At 61.7% G+C, this 17552-nt stretch carries 17 protein-coding genes and 1 riboswitch; of the genes, 11 read left to right on the forward strand and 6 right to left on the reverse strand.

The features are described from left to right. Nucleotides 1–9: 9 nt before the first annotated feature. Nucleotides 10–1215 (forward strand): MFS transporter, encoded by a 1206-nt coding sequence (locus tag ACBG85_RS18900; RefSeq protein WP_372024342.1) that lies wholly within the window; start codon nt 10–12, stop codon nt 1213–1215. 29 nt (nt 1216–1244) lie between these two features. Then, nucleotides 1245–1898, forward strand: coding sequence for a hypothetical protein (locus ACBG85_RS18905; RefSeq protein WP_007726101.1), 654 nt, complete (start codon nt 1245–1247; stop codon nt 1896–1898). Nucleotides 1899–2292: 394 nt separating this feature from the next. Here ACBG85_RS18905 and ACBG85_RS18910 read toward each other — a convergent pair whose 3' ends face one another. The 4 genes from ACBG85_RS18910 to ACBG85_RS18925 form a co-directional block, all read right to left on the reverse strand. Further along, complete coding sequence (locus ACBG85_RS18910) at nt 2293–3723, reverse strand: NAD(P)(+) transhydrogenase (Re/Si-specific) subunit beta (RefSeq protein WP_003941368.1); 1431 nt, start codon at nt 3721–3723, stop codon at nt 2293–2295. Further along, on the reverse strand, nt 3723–4046 hold the full coding sequence (locus ACBG85_RS18915) for an NAD(P) transhydrogenase subunit alpha (RefSeq protein WP_003941319.1): 324 nt from the start codon (nt 4044–4046) through the stop codon (nt 3723–3725). Before ACBG85_RS18915 ends, ACBG85_RS18910 begins: the two co-directional genes overlap by 1 nt. After that, nucleotides 4046–5155 (reverse strand): Re/Si-specific NAD(P)(+) transhydrogenase subunit alpha, encoded by a 1110-nt coding sequence (locus tag ACBG85_RS18920; RefSeq protein ID WP_333837220.1) that lies wholly within the window; start codon nt 5153–5155, stop codon nt 4046–4048. Before ACBG85_RS18920 ends, ACBG85_RS18915 begins: the two co-directional genes overlap by 1 nt. 527 nt (nt 5156–5682) lie before the next feature. Continuing rightward, nucleotides 5683–7221 (reverse strand): AMP-binding protein, encoded by a 1539-nt coding sequence (locus ACBG85_RS18925; protein WP_042447907.1) that lies wholly within the window; start codon nt 7219–7221, stop codon nt 5683–5685. A gap of 191 nt (nt 7222–7412) precedes the next feature. On the opposite strand from ACBG85_RS18925, the gene ACBG85_RS18930 reads away from it, so the two are divergent. Both ACBG85_RS18930 and ACBG85_RS18935 read left to right on the forward strand, forming a co-directional pair. Further along, the gene (locus ACBG85_RS18930) at nt 7413–8231 is read left to right on the forward strand and encodes a maleylpyruvate isomerase family mycothiol-dependent enzyme (protein ID WP_372024347.1); all 819 of its coding nucleotides are present in this window, start codon (nt 7413–7415) and stop codon (nt 8229–8231) included. 34 nt (nt 8232–8265) lie between these two features. Continuing rightward, nucleotides 8266–8889, forward strand: coding sequence for a Type 1 glutamine amidotransferase-like domain-containing protein (locus ACBG85_RS18935; protein ID WP_058227699.1), 624 nt, complete (start codon nt 8266–8268; stop codon nt 8887–8889). Between the two features lie 57 nt (nt 8890–8946). Here the strand turns inward: ACBG85_RS18935 and ACBG85_RS18940 are convergent, their stop codons facing one another. Next, nucleotides 8947–9273, reverse strand: a complete 327-nt coding sequence (locus ACBG85_RS18940; protein WP_003941297.1) for a hypothetical protein — start codon at nt 9271–9273, stop codon at nt 8947–8949. A gap of 574 nt (nt 9274–9847) precedes the next feature. On the opposite strand from ACBG85_RS18940, the gene ACBG85_RS18945 reads away from it, so the two are divergent. Further along, nucleotides 9848–10117 (forward strand): GNAT family N-acetyltransferase, encoded by a 270-nt coding sequence (locus ACBG85_RS18945; protein WP_007726096.1) that lies wholly within the window; start codon nt 9848–9850, stop codon nt 10115–10117. A 161-nt stretch (nt 10118–10278) separates the two neighbouring features. Further along, on the forward strand, nt 10279–11505 hold the full coding sequence (locus tag ACBG85_RS18950) for an MFS transporter (RefSeq protein WP_372027879.1): 1227 nt from the start codon (nt 10279–10281) through the stop codon (nt 11503–11505). On the opposite strand, the gene ACBG85_RS18955 is transcribed toward ACBG85_RS18950, so the two are convergent. Then, on the reverse strand, nt 11498–13066 hold the full coding sequence (locus tag ACBG85_RS18955) for a carboxylesterase/lipase family protein (RefSeq protein ID WP_007726092.1): 1569 nt from the start codon (nt 13064–13066) through the stop codon (nt 11498–11500). The two genes, ACBG85_RS18950 and ACBG85_RS18955, sit on opposite strands and share 8 nt — an antisense overlap. 104 nt (nt 13067–13170) lie before the next feature. Next, nucleotides 13171–13266: riboswitch (TPP riboswitch) on the forward strand. Between ACBG85_RS18955 and ACBG85_RS18960 the strand changes: the two genes are divergently transcribed. The 5 genes from ACBG85_RS18960 to ACBG85_RS18980 all read left to right on the forward strand — a co-directional run bounded on the left by ACBG85_RS18960 (nt 13254) and on the right by ACBG85_RS18980 (nt 17455). Next, a complete protein-coding gene (locus ACBG85_RS18960) occupies nt 13254–13997 on the forward strand; it encodes a TenA family protein (RefSeq protein ID WP_007726090.1) in 744 nt (247 codons plus the stop codon). Its footprint overlaps the riboswitch before it by 13 nt. Continuing rightward, nucleotides 13997–15025, forward strand: coding sequence for an ABC transporter substrate-binding protein (locus ACBG85_RS18965; protein WP_030536827.1), 1029 nt, complete (start codon nt 13997–13999; stop codon nt 15023–15025). The genes ACBG85_RS18960 and ACBG85_RS18965 overlap by 1 nt, the downstream gene beginning before the upstream one ends. Then, complete coding sequence (locus ACBG85_RS18970; protein ID WP_003941393.1) at nt 15003–15806, forward strand: ABC transporter permease; 804 nt, start codon at nt 15003–15005, stop codon at nt 15804–15806. Before ACBG85_RS18965 ends, ACBG85_RS18970 begins: the two co-directional genes overlap by 23 nt. Nucleotides 15807–15814: 8 nt before the next feature. Continuing rightward, complete coding sequence (locus ACBG85_RS18975; protein WP_372027880.1) at nt 15815–16609, forward strand: ABC transporter ATP-binding protein; 795 nt, start codon at nt 15815–15817, stop codon at nt 16607–16609. A 288-nt stretch (nt 16610–16897) separates the two neighbouring features. Further along, a complete protein-coding gene (locus tag ACBG85_RS18980) occupies nt 16898–17455 on the forward strand; it encodes a LysM peptidoglycan-binding domain-containing protein (RefSeq protein ID WP_030536825.1) in 558 nt (185 codons plus the stop codon). Nucleotides 17456–17552: the final 97 nt, after the last annotated feature.

Below are 17552 nucleotides of genomic sequence, written 5' to 3' on the forward strand. Positions count from 1 at the left end.
AAGGAACGAGTGAGCGTCAACCCCACCGACCGCGCAGTCCCCACCTCCGCCCTGGTGCGCGCCCGCGCCGGCATCTTCGGCATTTTCGGCATCAACGGATTTCTCCTCGCGATGTGGGTCGTCCACATCCCGTCCATCGAACACCGAGTGGGGATCAGTCACTCGACGCTCGGCTCACTGCTTCTCCTTCTTGCTGTCGGAGCCATTGCCGGTATGCAATTGAGCGGTCCGCTCGCCGATCGATACGGCAGCAGGCGCATGGTCATCCTGGCGGGTAGCGGGCTGGCATTCGCCACTCTCGGCCCGGGATTTGCCACGAACACCTGGCAACTGGGCGCTGCACTTGTTGTATTCGGCTTCGCGAACGGCGCGTTGGACGTGTCGATGAACTCGCAGGCCGTCGAGGCCGAACAGTTGTACCGGCGCCCGATCATGGCGGCCTTTCACGGCATGTTCTCGGTCGGTGGCGTATTGGGCTCTGTCATCGGATTCGGCACTCTCGCACTGGATCTTCCGCCGTACGTCACGCTCAGCATCGCGTCGGCAATCGGCTTGCTGGCAGTCTGGTTGTGCTCGCGACCCCTTCTCCCTCACGTCGACGTGCATGCCGAAACCGGGTCGACTACCGGAAAGACACACGGCAGATTCTCGGCTCGCGTACTTGCCCTCGGAACCCTCGCCTTTGTTCTGATGCTGGCCGAGGGAGTGGCAAACGACTGGAGCGCGCTGCAGGTCAAGGAAGATCTCGGTGTTTCGAATGCCGTTGCCGCACTGTCGTTCGGCGCATTCTCCGCCATGATGACCGTCGGCCGGTTCACCGCGGATCGGATCAGCGCGGCGGTAGGCCCGGTGGCCGTGGTTCGCTACGGTGCGTTGCTGTCGTCCATCGGAATGCTGACCGTCGTGGTATCCGGCTGGCTACCACTGACGTTGCTCGGTTGGGCCCTGTTCGGCGCCGGCCTGTCGGGATGCATTCCGCAGATCTTCACCACGGCCGGAAATCTGGGCTCAGGTTCGGCCGGCACCAACATGTCTCGCGTCGTCGGCATGGGATACATCGGATTCCTCGCCGGTCCGGCAACCATCGGCTGGGTCACCAAGCTTGTGCCTCTCACCACAGCAATGTTGATCCCGTTTGCATGCGTCCTGGTCGCAGCGGGTTGTGCGGGTGTCGTTCGGCGCGATTCTCCGACCGCCTACAGACCTCACAGCTGATCCTCACGATCGGCACAGACTCAACAGGGATGCTGGTACTCGTGACCGTCTCGACCTCCACCCAGCACCCCGCTCCCTCCACAACCACTCGCTTCCTCGTCCTTGCCGCGATCGCCGTCGTAGCGCTGGGCGTCTTGTATTTCGTGCGACCCACCTCGCCCGGTTTGAGCGTCCCGGAACAGGTGCGCGCACTTGCCGAGTGGACGGTAGGCCGATTCGACGTCACCGCTGTACTCGCAGCCACTACCGCTCTGGCCGTCGTCTCGATGGTCCGCGGACTGCCATACGGCATCGGCGCGATCCTGCTCCTCGGAATGGGCGCCAATCTCACCAACGCGGCATTCGGTTCCTGGCTCCCCGATGTGCCCCAGGACCTATTGCCCAGCGGTCACGTCGCAGCGGCGACCGCGCTGTACTGCTCGGCGATCTTGATCTCCGCCCCGCAGTGGCGTCCGGTGGTCGCCGGGCTCGGATTCGTCGGAGTTGCTGCGATCGGTGCCAGCGCGCTCGCCGCCGAGCTGAGCGGCCTTTTCGGAGTGATAGCTGGCATTCTGATCACCCTGGTATGGGCCTGTGCCGCAGCCATTTTGATGGCACGATCGCCCATCGCCGCGAAACGTGAAGAGCTACGCCCGGATACGGCAGCCATCGCGTTCTCCAGGCACCGGAGCATCCGACTTTAGTCCTAAATCTTTGGGATTCAGAGATTTTCGCCGATAGCTCTCCCGCCACGGTTGGACATGACGTATGTTCTGAAATGTCCGAATCAAGTAGTTCCACAGCGAAGGAGTCTTTACCGTGAGCCTCGAAGATCTGAACCCGCTCGAACTGATCCAGAAGTTGATCGAACTACTTTCCGGCTTCTCTTCCGACCCCGAAACCCCCGAGGTTCCGTAAAACGTCGCCAGAGGCGCCTGTTCCGAGTTTCGTCTCGGACCAGGCGCCTTTGTCGTTTCAGCACAAGAAGTCGTTTCAGCACAAGAAGTCGTTGCATCACACGACATCTTTGCAACACACGGCCACGAAAAAAGGCGTCCACTCGCAGCTGCGAGTGGACGCCCCTTCCGAGTACCAGCGCTAGAGCGCCTTGAGTTCCTCGGTTACTTCGGAGACCGACTTCTTGGCGTCACCGAAGAGCATCGAGGTGCCCTCGGCGAAGAAGAGCGGGTTCTCGATACCGGCGAAACCGGAGTTCATCGAGCGCTTGAGCACGATGACGGACTTCGACTGGTCGACGTTGAGGATCGGCATTCCGTGGATCGGTGAGCTCGGATCGTTGCGCGCCGCCGGGTTGGTGACGTCGTTCGCACCGATCACCAAGGTGACATCGGTACGAGAGAACTCGTCGTTGATGTCGTCCATTTCCTTCATCGCGTCGTACGAGACATCCGCCTCTGCGAGAAGAACGTTCATGTGACCGGGCATACGGCCGGCGACCGGGTGAATGGCGTACTTGACCTCGACACCCTTCGACTCGAGCAGTTTCGCCATGTCCTTGACGGCATGCTGAGCCTGCGCGACGGCAAGTCCGTATCCGGGTACGACGATGACCTGGTTGGCGTAGGCCATCTGGATGGCCGCGTCGGCGGCCGAGGTCGCCTTTGCCGTGCGCACGACGCCGTCGGAGGATGCGGCTTCACCGCCACCACCACCGAAGCCGCCGGCAACGATGGCCGGGATGGACCGGTTCATGGCCTTGGCCATGAGGTTGGTCAAGATGGTGCCCGAAGCACCGACGATCATGCCGGCGACGATCATCGCCTGGTTGTTGAGCGCCAAACCTGCAGCAGCAGCTGACAAACCGGTCAGAGCGTTGAGCAGCGAGATGACGACGGGCATGTCCGCGCCGCCGATGGGCAGCACGACCATCAGTCCGAGGATGCCCGAGAGCACGAGCACGCCGACGATCCACAGTGAGCTGGTCGGGCCTTCCGGTGAGATCGCCTTGATACCGATGATCACCGAGAACGCGACGGCGGCAATGAGCAGCAGAGCATTGAGCGGCTGCTGGAGCTTGCCGATTCCGATCGGACGACCAGGCAGAGTTTCCTGCAGCTTCAGGAACGCGATCACGCTGCCCCAGAAGGAGATCGATCCGATCACCGCGGCAAAGAGCGAAGCGATGACGATGTGTACCGTCGGCGATTCGCCGTGCTGGAATGCGGTGAAACCGTCCGAGTCCAGGAACTCCGCGTACGCGATCAACGCGACCGTGCCGCCGCCGACACCGTTGAACAGTGCCACCAACTGCGGCATGGCCGTCATCTTCGTCCGGAGCGCCGGCGGAACGCCGAGCACGACACCGATGACAAGGCCGGCAGCGATGAGGATCCAGTTCCCCATTTCCGCATCACGAATGGAGATCAGAGTTGCAACGACGGCGATGAGCATGCCGACCGCGGCGATCTGGTTGCCGCGGACTGCGGTCTTCGGGCCGGTAAGACCCATGAGGCCGTAGATGAACATCGAGAACGCGACAATGTAGAGCGCATTGACCAGGTATTCCATTACTGGTCACCATCCTTCGACACAGACTTGGCGGCCGGCTTGGCCTTGAACATCGCCAACATGCGGTCCGTGACCACAAAACCACCGACAACGTTCACGGTTCCGAAGACGAGCGCGACGAACAAGATGATCTGCAACCCGATCGAGGGATCGTGCACCTTGCCCAGGACGACCAACGCACCCAGGACGACGATGCCGTGGATGGCGTTCGTACCGGACATCAACGGGGTGTGCAGGGTGTTCGGAACTTTGGAGATCACAGCGAAACCGACGAACCCGGACAACACCAGGATCGCGATGTTCGCCAGAAGTGATGTGTACATCAGGCGCCCTTCTCTTCACGGGTGACGCACGCACCGGCCAGAACCTCGTCGGAGAAATCAGGCGCCAAGGCACCTTCCACCAACATGAGTTCGATCAGCGCGGAAATGTTCTTCGAGTACAACTCGGACGCATGCTCCGGCATGGACGCCGGCAAATTCAACGGAGAGCAAATGGTCACGCCGTGCTTGACGACGGTTTGACCCGGCTCGGTCAGCTCGCAGTTACCACCGGTTTCACCCGCGAGGTCGACCACCACACTGCCCGGCTTCATGCCTTCGACCGCGGCAGCGGTCACCAGGCGCGGCGCGGGACGACCCGGAACCAGAGCTGTGGTGATCACAACGTCGAAGCCCTTGATCGCATCTTCGAGTGCCTGCTGCTGCTTCGCTCGCTCGCCGTCGGTCAACTCGCGGGCGTATCCACCCTCGCCCGCCGCATCGATTCCGAGGTCGAGCCACTGTGCACCCACCGAACGCACCTGGTCGGCGACCTCAGGACGCACGTCGTACCCGGTAGCGCGGCCACCGAGACGCTTGGCTGTCGCCAGCGCCTGCAGACCTGCCACACCCACTCCGAGGACCAGAACCGTCGCAGGCTTCACCGTGCCCGCAGCGGTGGTGAGCATCGGGAAGAACCGCGTCGACTCCGATGCTGCCAACAGAACAGCCTTGTACCCGGACACGTTCGCCTGCGAGGACAACGCGTCCATCACCTGCGCGCGAGAGATACGAGGAATCGCCTCCACGGCGTATCCCTCGATGCCGGCAGCCTTCAACTCGGCGATGCGGTTGTCCGCATTACGCGGATTCAGGAAACCGATGAGCTTCGCGCCGGTACTGATCCGGGCGATCTCTTCTGTCGACGGAGGCGCAACCTTGACCACCACGTCAGCAGTCCACGGATCGCCGATCTTCGCGCCGGCAGCGGTGTACAACTCGTCGGGAATCAACGCCCCGAGACCGGCCCCGGACTCGACGACCACGTCGACACCCTTGCCGATCAAAGCGGACACAATTTTCGGCACCAATGCGACCCGACGCTCACCATCACTCGATTCTCGAGGGACGCCGACCGACGGACGCACTTGTGCGCTCTTCGATGTTTCCATTTTCCATTACCTTCTGCGGTTGGTGGTTCGCCTGCTGCGACGAGCGGCAACCAGCATGTGATGAGCGGAAGATGACCCGCTTTTGGGTGAATGGTGACTGATAGTAGCCAGAGTTAACGCGGCGTAGGGAAACCGACGACGCACTTTCTCCATCTGAATCGAGTCCGAACAGTATGTTTGGACATACCTGAAGAAGCCTGCTGTGAGGCCGATCACACCGGAATGGCGGACTATTCCACTATTTGAAACGGCCGAAAGACGTAAAGGCATCAGAATGACGCGCCGAATAATCACCGTCGAGCGAGTTTACGAACCGGCTTCCGAATGTAACGCCGTCCGACTCCGCGTAGACCGACTCCGGCCACGCGGCCTCAAACGCGAAAACCTGCAGTACGCCTCGCACCGTCCTCGGATGCTCGACCCGTTGTTCTACTGACAGCAAGCAAGGACCTGCCGTACGGTCACGCGCAGGTCCTTGCCGACTATCTCGCAGAATTACTCTGATGTCCTAGTATTTCACTAGAGCATCAATTGCTCACATATTGAGACCGCAACTTGTGCTTGACGAGCTTTCCTGTAGCGGTCCTAGGCAATTCGTCGGCAAAGTCAATGCTTCTCGGAGCTTTGAAATGTGCGACCTGACTGCGAACGTATTCCAGCAATTCCTCGGCGACATGGGCACCAGGCTCGATTCCCTCCGCTAGTTGGACAACCGCCTTGACCTGCTCACCCATTTCCTCGTCGGGAACACCGATGACCGCCACGTCGAACACCTTCGGGTGCAAAGTAAGGATGTTCTCGGACTCCTGTGGGTAGATATTCACACCACCGGAGATAATCGTGAACGCGGCGCGGTCGGTCAGATAAAGGAAACGCTCGGAGTCGATATAGCCGATATCTCCACTCGTCGTCCACGTCGGATGATCCGGATGCTGCGCGGCAGCCGTTTTCTCGGGATCATTGTGGTACCGGAACGGCAAAGTCTCCCGCTCCCAGAACACGGTACCGATCTCGCCGACCGGAAGATCGCGCCCGGCGTCGTCACAGATGTGCACGATCCCCATCACTCCGTCACGCCCGACGGAACCCGGATGCGACAAGGCCTGCTCACTGTTGATGAAGGTAGCGCCCGAACCCTCGGTCGAGGCGTAGTACTCGTAGATCACCGGCCCCCACCAGTCGATCATTGCCGTCTTCACTTCGGGCGGGCAGGGAGCAGCAGCGTGAATGGCAACCTTCACCGTCGAGACGTCGTAACGATCACGGGTCTCCTTCGGAAGTTTCAACATTCGAACGAACATCGTCGGTACCCACTGACTGTGCGTCACAGCGTATTTACCGATCAACTCCAGCGCGGTTTCGGCTTCGAATGCATCCATCAAGATCACGGTTCCGCCGACCGAATTGATCACGCCGCAAAAACGCAGGGGCGCCGCATGATAGACCGGAGCCGGGCACAAATAGACTGTGTCGGAATCGAACCCGTACATCGGTGCGAACACCGCGGTGTACGGATCCATGGTGGTGTTCACCTCACCCTCCGGGAGATCTCCTTTGATCCCCTTCGGCCTGCCGGTCGTTCCCGACGAATACAGCATGTCAGCCCCACGCGGCTGCGAGTCGAGTGGAGCAGTGGACTGCGCATCGACCGCGTCTTCGTAGTCGTCGAAGCCCTCGAGGGCGCCGCCGTACACCAATCGGTGCCGCACGCGTGGAATCAGCTTCTCGTCCAACGGAACTGCTGCGGACGCCTGCCCCGACGCCACCAGAATTGTCGCCTCGCAGTCGTCGACGATGTAGGCAGCCTCCGCAGCCGTGAGATGCCAGTTCACCGCGGTGATGTAGAGGCCGGATCTCAACGCTGCCCAGTACACCTCGAACGCCCGGAGATCGTTGTTCGAGATGAGAGCGACGTGGTCCCCAGGCTTGGCACCGACACTTCGGAAGTATCGCGCCAACTGCGTCGACCGTTCGTCGAGTTCCCGATAGGTGATGGACTCACCCGTCGCAGGGCGAATGACGGCGGGCTTGTCCGGTGTGGACTGGACAAAATTTCCTGGAAACACGAAGACTCCTCTGTCGGTGACGACAACGCCGCGTGAGCCTGATTCGGCGTCGACAATCCTGGTCTACCACAGGAACTCTGCCACCCTCGGAGGTTTGGCGACACCGACTCGAAGCATGGGAATGCCCGCTCACTTATCCGCCGGGACATACAGTGAGGAGAACCGCACCGTCCGAAACAGGAGATGTCCACATGAGTGGTTGGCCCCAGGACTCAGTAGTCGACGCATTGACCGAGGAATGGAGAGTCATCGACGCACTGCTGGCCGAACTCGACGGCGATCAGTGGTTGGCACCGTCGAACCTTCCGGGGTGGACGGTTCACGACATCGTGTCCCATCTGATCGGTACGGAATCACTGCTCTCGGGCATCAATCCGCCGTCGATCAATCTGGACGTGCACGCATTGCCCCACGTCCACAACGAGATAGCGGCGTTCAACGAGCGCTGGGTCGAAGGCCTGCGGCGGACACCGCACTCGGACCTGCTGACCCGATATCGCGAGATCACCGCCGAACGAACCGAAGCGCTGCGCTCGATGACCAGCGCGGACTGGGACGCCGAGACACAAACACCGGTCGGTCTTGCGCCCTATGGCCGGTTCATGCGTATTCGGACCTTCGACTGTTGGATGCACGAACTCGACATCAGAGATGCAGCTGGCATTCCGGGTGAGGAAGGCGGATTGCGCGCGGAGACTGCATTCGGCGAAATCACCAGCGCGCTCGGATTCGTCGTCGGAAAACGAGGAAAGGCGCCAGAGGGAGCACGGATCACTTTCGAACTCGAAGGGCCACTTGCCCGTTCACTTCACGTCTCGGTCGACGCGCGAGCAACACTCGTCCCGGAGCTGGACGGTCCGGCGACCACGACCATCTCGATGAGCTCACCGCTCTTCACCCGAATTGCCGGTGGCCGCGTCCACGCGTCGGATCACCGAACCGACATCTCGCTTCGCGGTGACATCACGGTGGGCACACGCGTCGTCGACAATCTGGCGTTCACGATTTGAGGGCTGGGTGGGTAGGTCGCGAAGGTACTGAGAAGTGAAACTGTTTCTCTCGTCCTACCGATTCGGCGATCACCGCGAGGCTTTTGTCGATCTCGTAGGCCGCGGCGCTCGCATCGCGGTCATCGCCGCGGCTGCAGATTCGTGGCCCGCCAATGCCCGCAGTTCAGCAGTCACCAGCGAATTGACTCCGCTACGGGCAGCGGGCTTTACCGCCGAGGAAGTGGATGTCCGAGACTTCCTGGGTGCATCGGAAGCACTGGAACTCCGGCTCCGCGAATTCGACTGCCTGTGGGTTCGCGGCGGAAACACGTTCGTCCTGCGAGCTCAGCTAGCTCGAAGTGGCGCTGACAGGGTCATCGAGATGCTGGTTCGTTCAGGCGTCGTGGCCTATGCGGGATACAGCGCCGGAGCGTGCCTGGCGACTCCGACTCTGATCGGGCTGGACGCGTCGGACGACCCCGCTGAAGTCATGCCAACGTGCGGTATCGACCCGATCTGGTCCGGGCTCGCGCTGATCGACTTCGCGATAGTGCCGCACGGCGGCGATTCGCTACTCGAAGATCCACAGGTGACTGCGCGGACGGTTGCGGCCCTGACCACGGCGGGCGTGCAATTCACCGTGCTCACCGATTACGAGGTGATACTCGTCGACCGTTGATGTAACGCAGACGGTTGATCTTGACGCAGACTGAGCAGTCGACTCGGCCCGACCGGATCAGCCGTGCTCTGCCACCGCGGTTCCGGCTGCCGGCGACTGACGCTCGAGCCTCGTCCACGCGATCTCCCAGCGCTTGACAGAGACCTCGTCAGCGTCCTCGAGAAGGGCGTCGAGGAGCAGGCGTGGATTTTCGCGCCATGCCAGTTCAGCGGCATGAACTTCCGCAGCCGAGAACAACCCGGAAGCCTCGAGATCACGAATCCATTCGCAGATCTCGCCTCGGTGAATCCGTGCGATGGTCTCGTATCCCAGACCTTCGTCAAGGAAGTCGTACGAAAAAATTGCGGCAAAGTAACTGTTCGACTCACGCTGCCCGAAAATCATGTGCGTTCCTTCCTCGAAGTTGTCCGACGAAGACTCGAAATCGAACCGTTGAGCAGCGACGCCAAAGTTTTTTTGGCGAAGTTGTAACGCTTCTTCTATCCCCGACGATTCAAACGCTAACCCCCCGAGCGGGTCTTTGGGATCACGTCCGAGAAACGATCTGATGACCAACGCAATACCCCTGGGGTTTCCGGCCGCTCGCACCCATCATCGACACGCAACCAGCGCGCCGCTGACCTGCAATTTGCCCGTTTCAGGCCCTCCACTTAATCCATCCGAACAGACGACAAAAAACTTTGTGACCGGTCCCACATATTGGGATGTTTACGATCGTGATGCATATGTATCACCCGTTGTGGGCACAAAAGTACGGGCAAATCGGCACGTACAGACCAGTTTTGTTCGTTCTCCATGGCGACGAAGGTCCCTTGAACGGTCGTCCAGTTGTAGTTGCGCTAAGTAACGGATCCCACGTCGGCAACCGATATTGCGGACGGCCTGCCAGGTAGCGTGCTCCAGAGAACGTAGACGCGGCGCGGCGCAACCGGCCGCCCTTTCGAAACGGAGCCCGAAGATGACCGAGACAGTGGCGCACAATCCCGCGGAAACGCGTTTCGAGATCCGAGTCGACGGCGAACTCGCCGGTTTCGCCGAGTACTCGGACCATTCCGGCGTCCGTGATTTCCACCACACGGTGACCTATCCGCAGTTTCGTGGGCGCGGGCTTGCCGCCATCGTGGTGCGTGAAGCGCTCGATCAGACCCGGAACGAGGGATTGAAGATCCTTCCGACGTGCTCGTACGTCGAGAAGTTTGTTGCGGAGAACCCCGTCTACCAGGCATAACCGAACGAGAACGGCCGGCGAAAAACCAGTCGCGAACCTGCAGACCCCGCTGCTAGCGTCGATGGTGCCGTCGTCGAAATCCTGGGCGGCACCATCTCGGGGAAGGAAAGAACGTGGTCGCCTCAGCAGATCGGCGTCCACCTGCGTCCACGGACGTAGCTATCCCCAGCTATCTCCCTCTCGTACTGGTCAATCTCGCGACGCTGTTCTCGGCGATCGGCAACGGTATCGCCATCGTCGTGCTCCCCTGGCTGGTGCTCGAACGAACCGGTAAGGCTACCGACGCGGCGATAGTTGCCGGCGCAGCAGCCATTCCGCTACTCGTGTCGAGCCTGTTTTCGGGGACATTCGTCGACAAGTTCGGACGCCGTCGAACGTCGATGATTTCCGACGCTCTCTCCGCGACGTCCGTTGCAGCGATTCCGATCATCGCGGCCACCGCGGGCTTGACGATCCCGGTGATCGCGGCGTTGGCCGCACTCGGCGCCGTGTTCGACCCCGCCGGAATGGCGGCGAGGGAGTCCATGCTGCCTGCAGCGACTCGGACCGCCAAGTGGAAGCTCGATCGAACCAACAGTGTGTACGAGGCCAACTTCAACGTCGCGTATCTGATCGGCCCTGGCATCGGCGGTGTCCTCATCGCAACGATCGGAGCGGTGAACACGCTCTGGGTCACGGCGGCAGGTTTTGTGTTCTCGATAGTCGTGGTCGCCTTCATCCGGCTTCCCGGCGCCGGAGTGCCCGAACACGAACACCGTCCGAAATCGATCTGGCACGGCACACTCGACGGTCTTCGGTTCGTCTGGAACAACAAACTGCTGCGCACCCTGGCGCTGATCGACATGGCAGTCGTCGCGCTCTACATGCCGGTGGAGAGTGTCGTGTTCCCGGTGTACTTCACAGAGTTGGATCAACCGGCCCAACTCGGATCGGTGTTGATGGCCTTGGCGATCGGCGGCATCATCGGCTCTCTCGCCTACGCCCCACTGGCACCGATCATGTCCCGGCGGCTGATCATGATTTTTGCCGTCGCCGTTCTCGGCATAGCGATGCTGGCCATGGCGCTTCTACCTCCGCTGTGGGTGATCCTCGTACTTGCCGGACTGCAGGGTCTCGTCTACGGACCAGTCGGCCCGATCGCCAACTACGCCATGCAGACGCACAGCCCGGAGCACATGCGCGGACGCGTCGTCGGTGTCATGACGTCGACGGCCTACGCCGCCGGCCCGCTCGGCTACCTCGCGGTCGGCCCTCTGCTCGATCAACTCGGAATCGCGTCGACCTTTGTGGCCCTGTCGATTCCGATCATCCTGATCGCCGCAGTCTGTGCCTCTCTGCCGGTGCTTCGCGAACTGGATCGTCCGCGGCACTCGACCGACGTCAGTTGAACCCCATCACGTCGTTGCCCCAGGCGACGCGCAGTCCGTGATCTGGGTCGCTGACGAGGGTGTCGGCGGAGTCGATCAACAGCGTCGACCGCTTCTCTTCCTCGTACGGCGCCCAGTGCTTCGAGCCGTCGAGGGCCGCCGGCACGGCATGCCTGGCGAAGGCCAACCATCGCCGTTGGATACGGCCGGCCACCTCCATCGCAGCCTTCCGTCCGCCGAGCCAGAACGTGGGGTCGACGTTCAGGGTTCCGAAATTGCCGAATACATAAGGTAATTCGGTCGCGTGGCCCGCGCCGATCCGCGCCGCCTTGAGCATCGGCGTCGCGTGATCGAAGCGGTAGACCCACGTAGGGGAATGCCTGCAGTGCGCGTCGGCGATCCACAGGGTCGGCATGCGAAACGCCGCGTCCCGTGAAAGAGCCAGCGCGCCACTCGGTTTCGCATGGTCAGGGTAAGCCGACATGATCTCGGCAAGTTTGGTCGCCGAGATGTCGGGGTGATCGTCAGCCAGTAATTGGAGCATTGCCTCGACGGACTGCGCACTCACCGGCATCAGCGGAGACTTCATGAACTTGAAGATCGACGCCTCGTCCTTGTTGGAACCGATGATCAGTGGGATTCGGTGCGCGTAACCCTTCTGGAAAGCCGCAACCGGGTAGTGCGGCACCAGATCGCGATCGACAACGGGTGCCATCGCCAAAGTTCCCGGAATCCGGGTCGGAATTTCGTTGACCAGGTCATCGCTTGCCTTGACGAGCAGTTCCAGATCCGTGGTCAGCAGATCGCCTGCGTCTTCGGGGTCGATCGAGAGCAGTTCGAGAAACCGCTCCGCCACGGTCTTGGCGCGCTCGGCCCCGTAGACGGAGGTCGCGGGAGGACTCTGGGCAATCGCACGATGGAACAGACCTTCGGCGCTCGGACAGGTCATGAGCGTCGTGATGGATCCTGCGCCGGAGGACTCACCGAACACGGTCACCGCACTCGGGTCACCACCGAAGGCGTCGATGTTGTCTCGAACCCATTCGAGTGCCGCAATCTGGTCTCGCAGACCACAGTTCGATTCGAAAACGGTATCCGCGGTGGAGAATGCAGACAGGTCCAGGAATCCGAGTGCGCCGACGCGATAGTTGAAGGAGACGAGAACGACGTCGCCGGTTTCAGCCAGATGACGGCCGTCGTAGATCGTTTGGGCGGCGGATCCGAGGCAGTAGGCGCCGCCGTGAATCCACACCATCACCGGTCGCGGCGTGCCGTCGGGTCGCGGGGCCCAGACGTTGATCGACAGGCAGTCCTCGTCGATTTTGAAGGCCCGATCGATCGGAACCGCCGGACTCTGGCCTTGCGGCGCGATCGGCCCGAACTCACGACAGTCGCGCACCCCGTCCCACGGCTGTGCGGGTTGCGGCGCTCGGAACCTCCGCTCACCCACCGGCGCCGCTGCGTAGGGCATGCCCTTCCACGCGAATACACCGCCATCCGGATACCCGCGGGCTTCTCCGCCTCGCGCCCGGATCACCAGAGTTCCGTCCTCGCCGAGATTTGGTCGAACGTCGGTCTCCATGTCTGAATCCCCTCCCGACCCGCGCGTGTGGCAATCAAGACCAAACCTACCAATCTCGGACGGGTGTGCGCCGAGTACACAACCCCTCGGTGTTAAGGTCGCCTAGTTCTGACACGGGGTGCTCCGCATGGGCGGGGCTGAGAACACACCCGGGAACCTGATCAGGTAATGCTGACGAAGGGATGTCATGGCTACTACGCAGCCTGCATACAATTCTGCCGAAAACTCGGTGGCCACAGCGCCGTCGACGGATCGGTTCACAGATCGACTCTGGGCCGAGACGAAGGCCCTCCGCGAGTCGATCGACTCACTGGAGTTCCTCCGCCGCCTCGGCGACGGAACATTGCCTCTCGACGCGTTCCGCACGTACATCGAGCAGGACAAGCTTTATCTCGAGGGATATTCGAAAGCGTTGTCCCTGGTCGCGGCCCACGCCCCGGATCCGCAGTCCGCGGGCTTCTGGTCGAATTCCGCGTCCACGGCAGCGACAGTGGAATCTGCGCTTCACGACGGACTTCTCACCGGTGGAATTCTTCCAGCGGGATCGGGAAGGCTCGAGCATTCGCAGGCCTGCCTGGGATACGTCTCGTATCTGACGGCGACTGCAGCAACTGCGCCTTACCCGGTCTCCGCAGCGGCAGTACTCCCCTGCTTCTGGATCTACGCCGAGGTCGGCCGCGATCTTGCCGCTTCAGCGCGCGAGGTACTCGACGCCGATCCGTCGCATCCGTACGCACAGTGGGTCACGACCTACGACGCACCCGAATTCCACGAGTCGGTGGCGCAGGCCCGCGTACTGGTCGATGCTGCGGCCGAAGCTGCCACCGAGACAGAGCGTGAGGCGATGAGTGAAGCATTCCGCATCGCCAGCCGCTATGAGCTGATGTTCTGGGATTCCGCACTCCACCAGCAGCCTTGGCCGGCGTCGTGATGTCGTTTGCGGCGCTGCGCCGCACGCTTGCCACGTCTGCCGCGATCGCAGCCGCGTTCACAGTTCTGACCGGATGCGCCTCTGACACCGGCTCTTCCGACGGGACCATTCGGTTCGCACTCGACTGGACACCGAACACGAACCACACCGGTTTGTACGTAGCACTCCAAGAGGGCTACTTCGAGGACGCCGGCCTGGACGTCTCGATCCTGCCGTACAACAACACCTCGCCCGACACCCTGGTCGATGCCGGCAATGCCGAGTTCGGCATCAGCACACAGAGTCAGGCCACGTTCGCCCGTGCAGCCGGCGCCGCCACGACGTCCGTCATCGCGCCACTTCAGCACCGCGCCACCGGCATCGGCGTGAAGGCGGATCGTGCGGACATCACGCGCCCACGTGATCTCGACGGGAAGACGTACGCCGGGTTCGGCGATCCCGGCGAAGTCGAAACGCTGCAGCAGATCATCCGCAACGACGGCGGGACCGGGAACTTCACGACGGTCACGCTCGGAACTTCCGCGTACGAAGCCGTGTACTCGGGCCAGGCAGACTTCACCGTCTCCTACTTTGCTTGGGAAGGCCTCGAAGCGGAGCGAAACGGAACTCCGATGCGGTACTTCCAGTACACCGATTACGGCTTCCCCGATGCATATTCGATCGTGATCAACGGCAACCAGCAGTGGTTGAAGGACCATCCCGACGAGGCACGCAAGTTCGTCAAAGCCGTTCAACGCGGATATCAGACTGCTGCCGACAACCCGGACCAGGCCGCGCAGGATCTCATCGACGCGAACCCCGGAGCATTCACCGACGAAGACCTCGTGCGTGAGAGTCAGCGGATGCTCGCCGCCGACTACATGAAAGACGCCAACGGTGTTGTGGGCGCCCAGAATCTCGAAACCTGGTCGGGCTACTCGGGATTCCTCTTCGAGAACGGATTGCTCGCCGGACCCGACGGGAAGCCGTTGACCCAGAAGCCGGACTGGTCGGAGTACTTCACCAATGAGTATCTCGACGCGTCCTGACGTGAGCGGACGGTTGGTCTCGACCATGCGGCGGGCGCTTCCCGCGCTCGCCGTGGTGGTGCTCCTCGTGGCGGCGTGGCAGATCTACGTCGAGATCAGTGGGATTCGGCCGCAAGTACTTCCGTCTCCGGGGCGCGTTCTGTCCCAGGGGTGGGACAACCGCGAGATCATCTCCGGCCACGCCTGGTCGACATTGCAGGTCACGTTGGTCGGCTTCACTGTTTCATTGGTGTTGGCCTGGATTCTTGCTGTGGTCGTGGACTTTTCGCCGTGGTTGTCACGCGCGCTGGTACCACTTTTTGTCGTCTCGCAGACGCTGCCGATCATCGCCATCGCGCCGCTGATGATCATCTGGTTCGGCTTCGGGTTGTTGCCGAAGGTGTTGGTGATCGCCCTTGCGACGTTCTTCCCCATGACCATCGGACTCATCGAGGGATTTGCCGCGGCCGATCGGGAAGCGGGCGCTCTCCTGCGCAGTATGGGCAGCACTCGCTGGCAGGAGTTCCGATACGTTCGCCTTCCTTCGGCAATTCCGCGATTCTTCACTGCCCTGCGCATCGGCATCACGTATGCGGTCGTGGGTGCGGTGTTCTCCGAATACGTCGGCGCTACTTCCGGTTTGGGTATCTACATGAGCACCCAGAAGAACTCCTTCCGCACCGACCTGGTGTTGGCGGCCGTACTGGTGACCGCGTTGATCAGCGTCACGCTGTACTTGCTGACGTTCGCCATCGAGCGCATCGTTGCACCATGGGCGATGAACGAAAGGTCGCGGACATGACTGACCCGATGGTCGAGGATGCAGTGGTCGAAATCCAGGACCTGACCAAGAGGTTCGACACGGCCGGAGAATCGCGTCTCGTGCTCGATTCGGTGTCCTTTGGTGCCGACGCGGGCGAATTCGTGTCGGTGATCGGGCCGAGCGGCTGCGGCAAGAGCACGATCTTCAACGTCCTGGCCGGGCTCGAATCCCCGACCGCGGGTTCGGTCCGTGTGGGCACGCGCGCAACGGAATCCGAAGCAGCCGTCGAGGTGCACACCGCGTACATGCCGCAGAAGGATCTTCTGTTCCCTTGGCGCTCGGTACTGGACAACACGGCCCTCGGTTTGGAAGTGCAGGGAGTCGGCAAGAAGGAAGCACGCGAGCGCGCTCGCGAGTTGTTCCCGGCGTTCGGACTGTCCGGATTCGAGGACGCCCGGCCGTCACAACTGTCCGGCGGCATGCGCCAGCGAGCGGCGATGCTGCGCACCGTTGTTCAGGGCAAACCTGTCCTGCTGCTCGACGAGCCGTTCGGCGCACTGGACTCGTTGACCCGCACCGAGATGCAGGCCTGGCTACAAGACGTGTGGCAGCAGTACCGGTGGACCGTGCTGATGATCACCCACGATATTCGTGAAGCGATCTATCTGTCCGATCGCGTGGTCGTTCTGTCGGCGAGGCCGGCAACGGTCAGGTGCGTCGTCGACGTTCCCTTGCCGAGGCCACGCGAACTGGACATGATCACCTCGCCCGAGTTCGCCGACGTCGAGCGTGAACTGCTTGCCGTACTCCACGACGAGACGCGCAAGTCGCTACACCCCTAGCGGTTACTGACAATGCGCTGAGAGCGCGCCGATTTCACCTGCCGTTCAAGAGAAAGTGCATCGCAACGGTGCAACTTCGCGTAGGATGTCGCGGCGCGTTCGCCCAAAACGCCTTAATATCAGCAAGATCCGAACGCTCGACACGCAATCCGTCAACGCTGCACAATTCTCTGTACTCTTCGGTAACGTACACTCGGTCGCCTACGAGACCAACGGCCAGAAGGTAACTGGACGGTAAAGCGGAATCGTGGAGGCACAGTCATCGCAACAGATTTGGAAAGGGACAGCGTGAGCACACTGCAGTCAGGTCAGAGCCTCGGAGTCGGCCAGGAACTCAAGTCCGACAACGGCGCATACACCCTCACCTTGCAGGACGACGGCAACCTGGTTCTGTCCGAGGGCGGACAGGCTGTTTGGGCCGCAGGCACCAACGGATCCGGCGCCAACCGCGCCGAGGTGCAGGCTGACGGAAACTTCGTCATCTACAAGGACTCCGACGCCGTGTGGGCATCGCAGACCGCAGGCAACGACGGTGCCTCCCTCTCGGTTCAGGACGATCGCAACGTCGTTCTGTCCGTCGGCGGAAATGCTCTGTGGTCTTCGGACACTGCAATCGCAGCGCCGGCCGCCGAGGCTGCCCCGGAGCCCGCTCCGGCACCCGAGCCCGAGCCTGCCCCCGCCGCTCCGGCAGCGCAGAGCTACACCGTCGAAAGCGGCGACACCCTGTGGGCGATCGCAGAGCGTTTCTACGGTGACGGCAACCAGTACCAGCGCATCGCGGATGCAAACGGCATCCCGAACCCGGATCTCATCAACGCCGGTCAGGTACTGACGATCCCCGCCTGATTCACTGCTTGACCTGGCCCTGGGTGCCGACGTCCGCGTCGGCACCCAGGGCCTTTTGTGTTCTACGCCACACGGATTCGCGTCCCGCCCAGCAGAC

It is taken from the genome of Rhodococcus sp. NyZ502 (genome assembly GCF_041464245.1).
Lineage (GTDB): Bacteria > Actinomycetota > Actinomycetes > Mycobacteriales > Mycobacteriaceae > Rhodococcus_F > Rhodococcus_F qingshengii.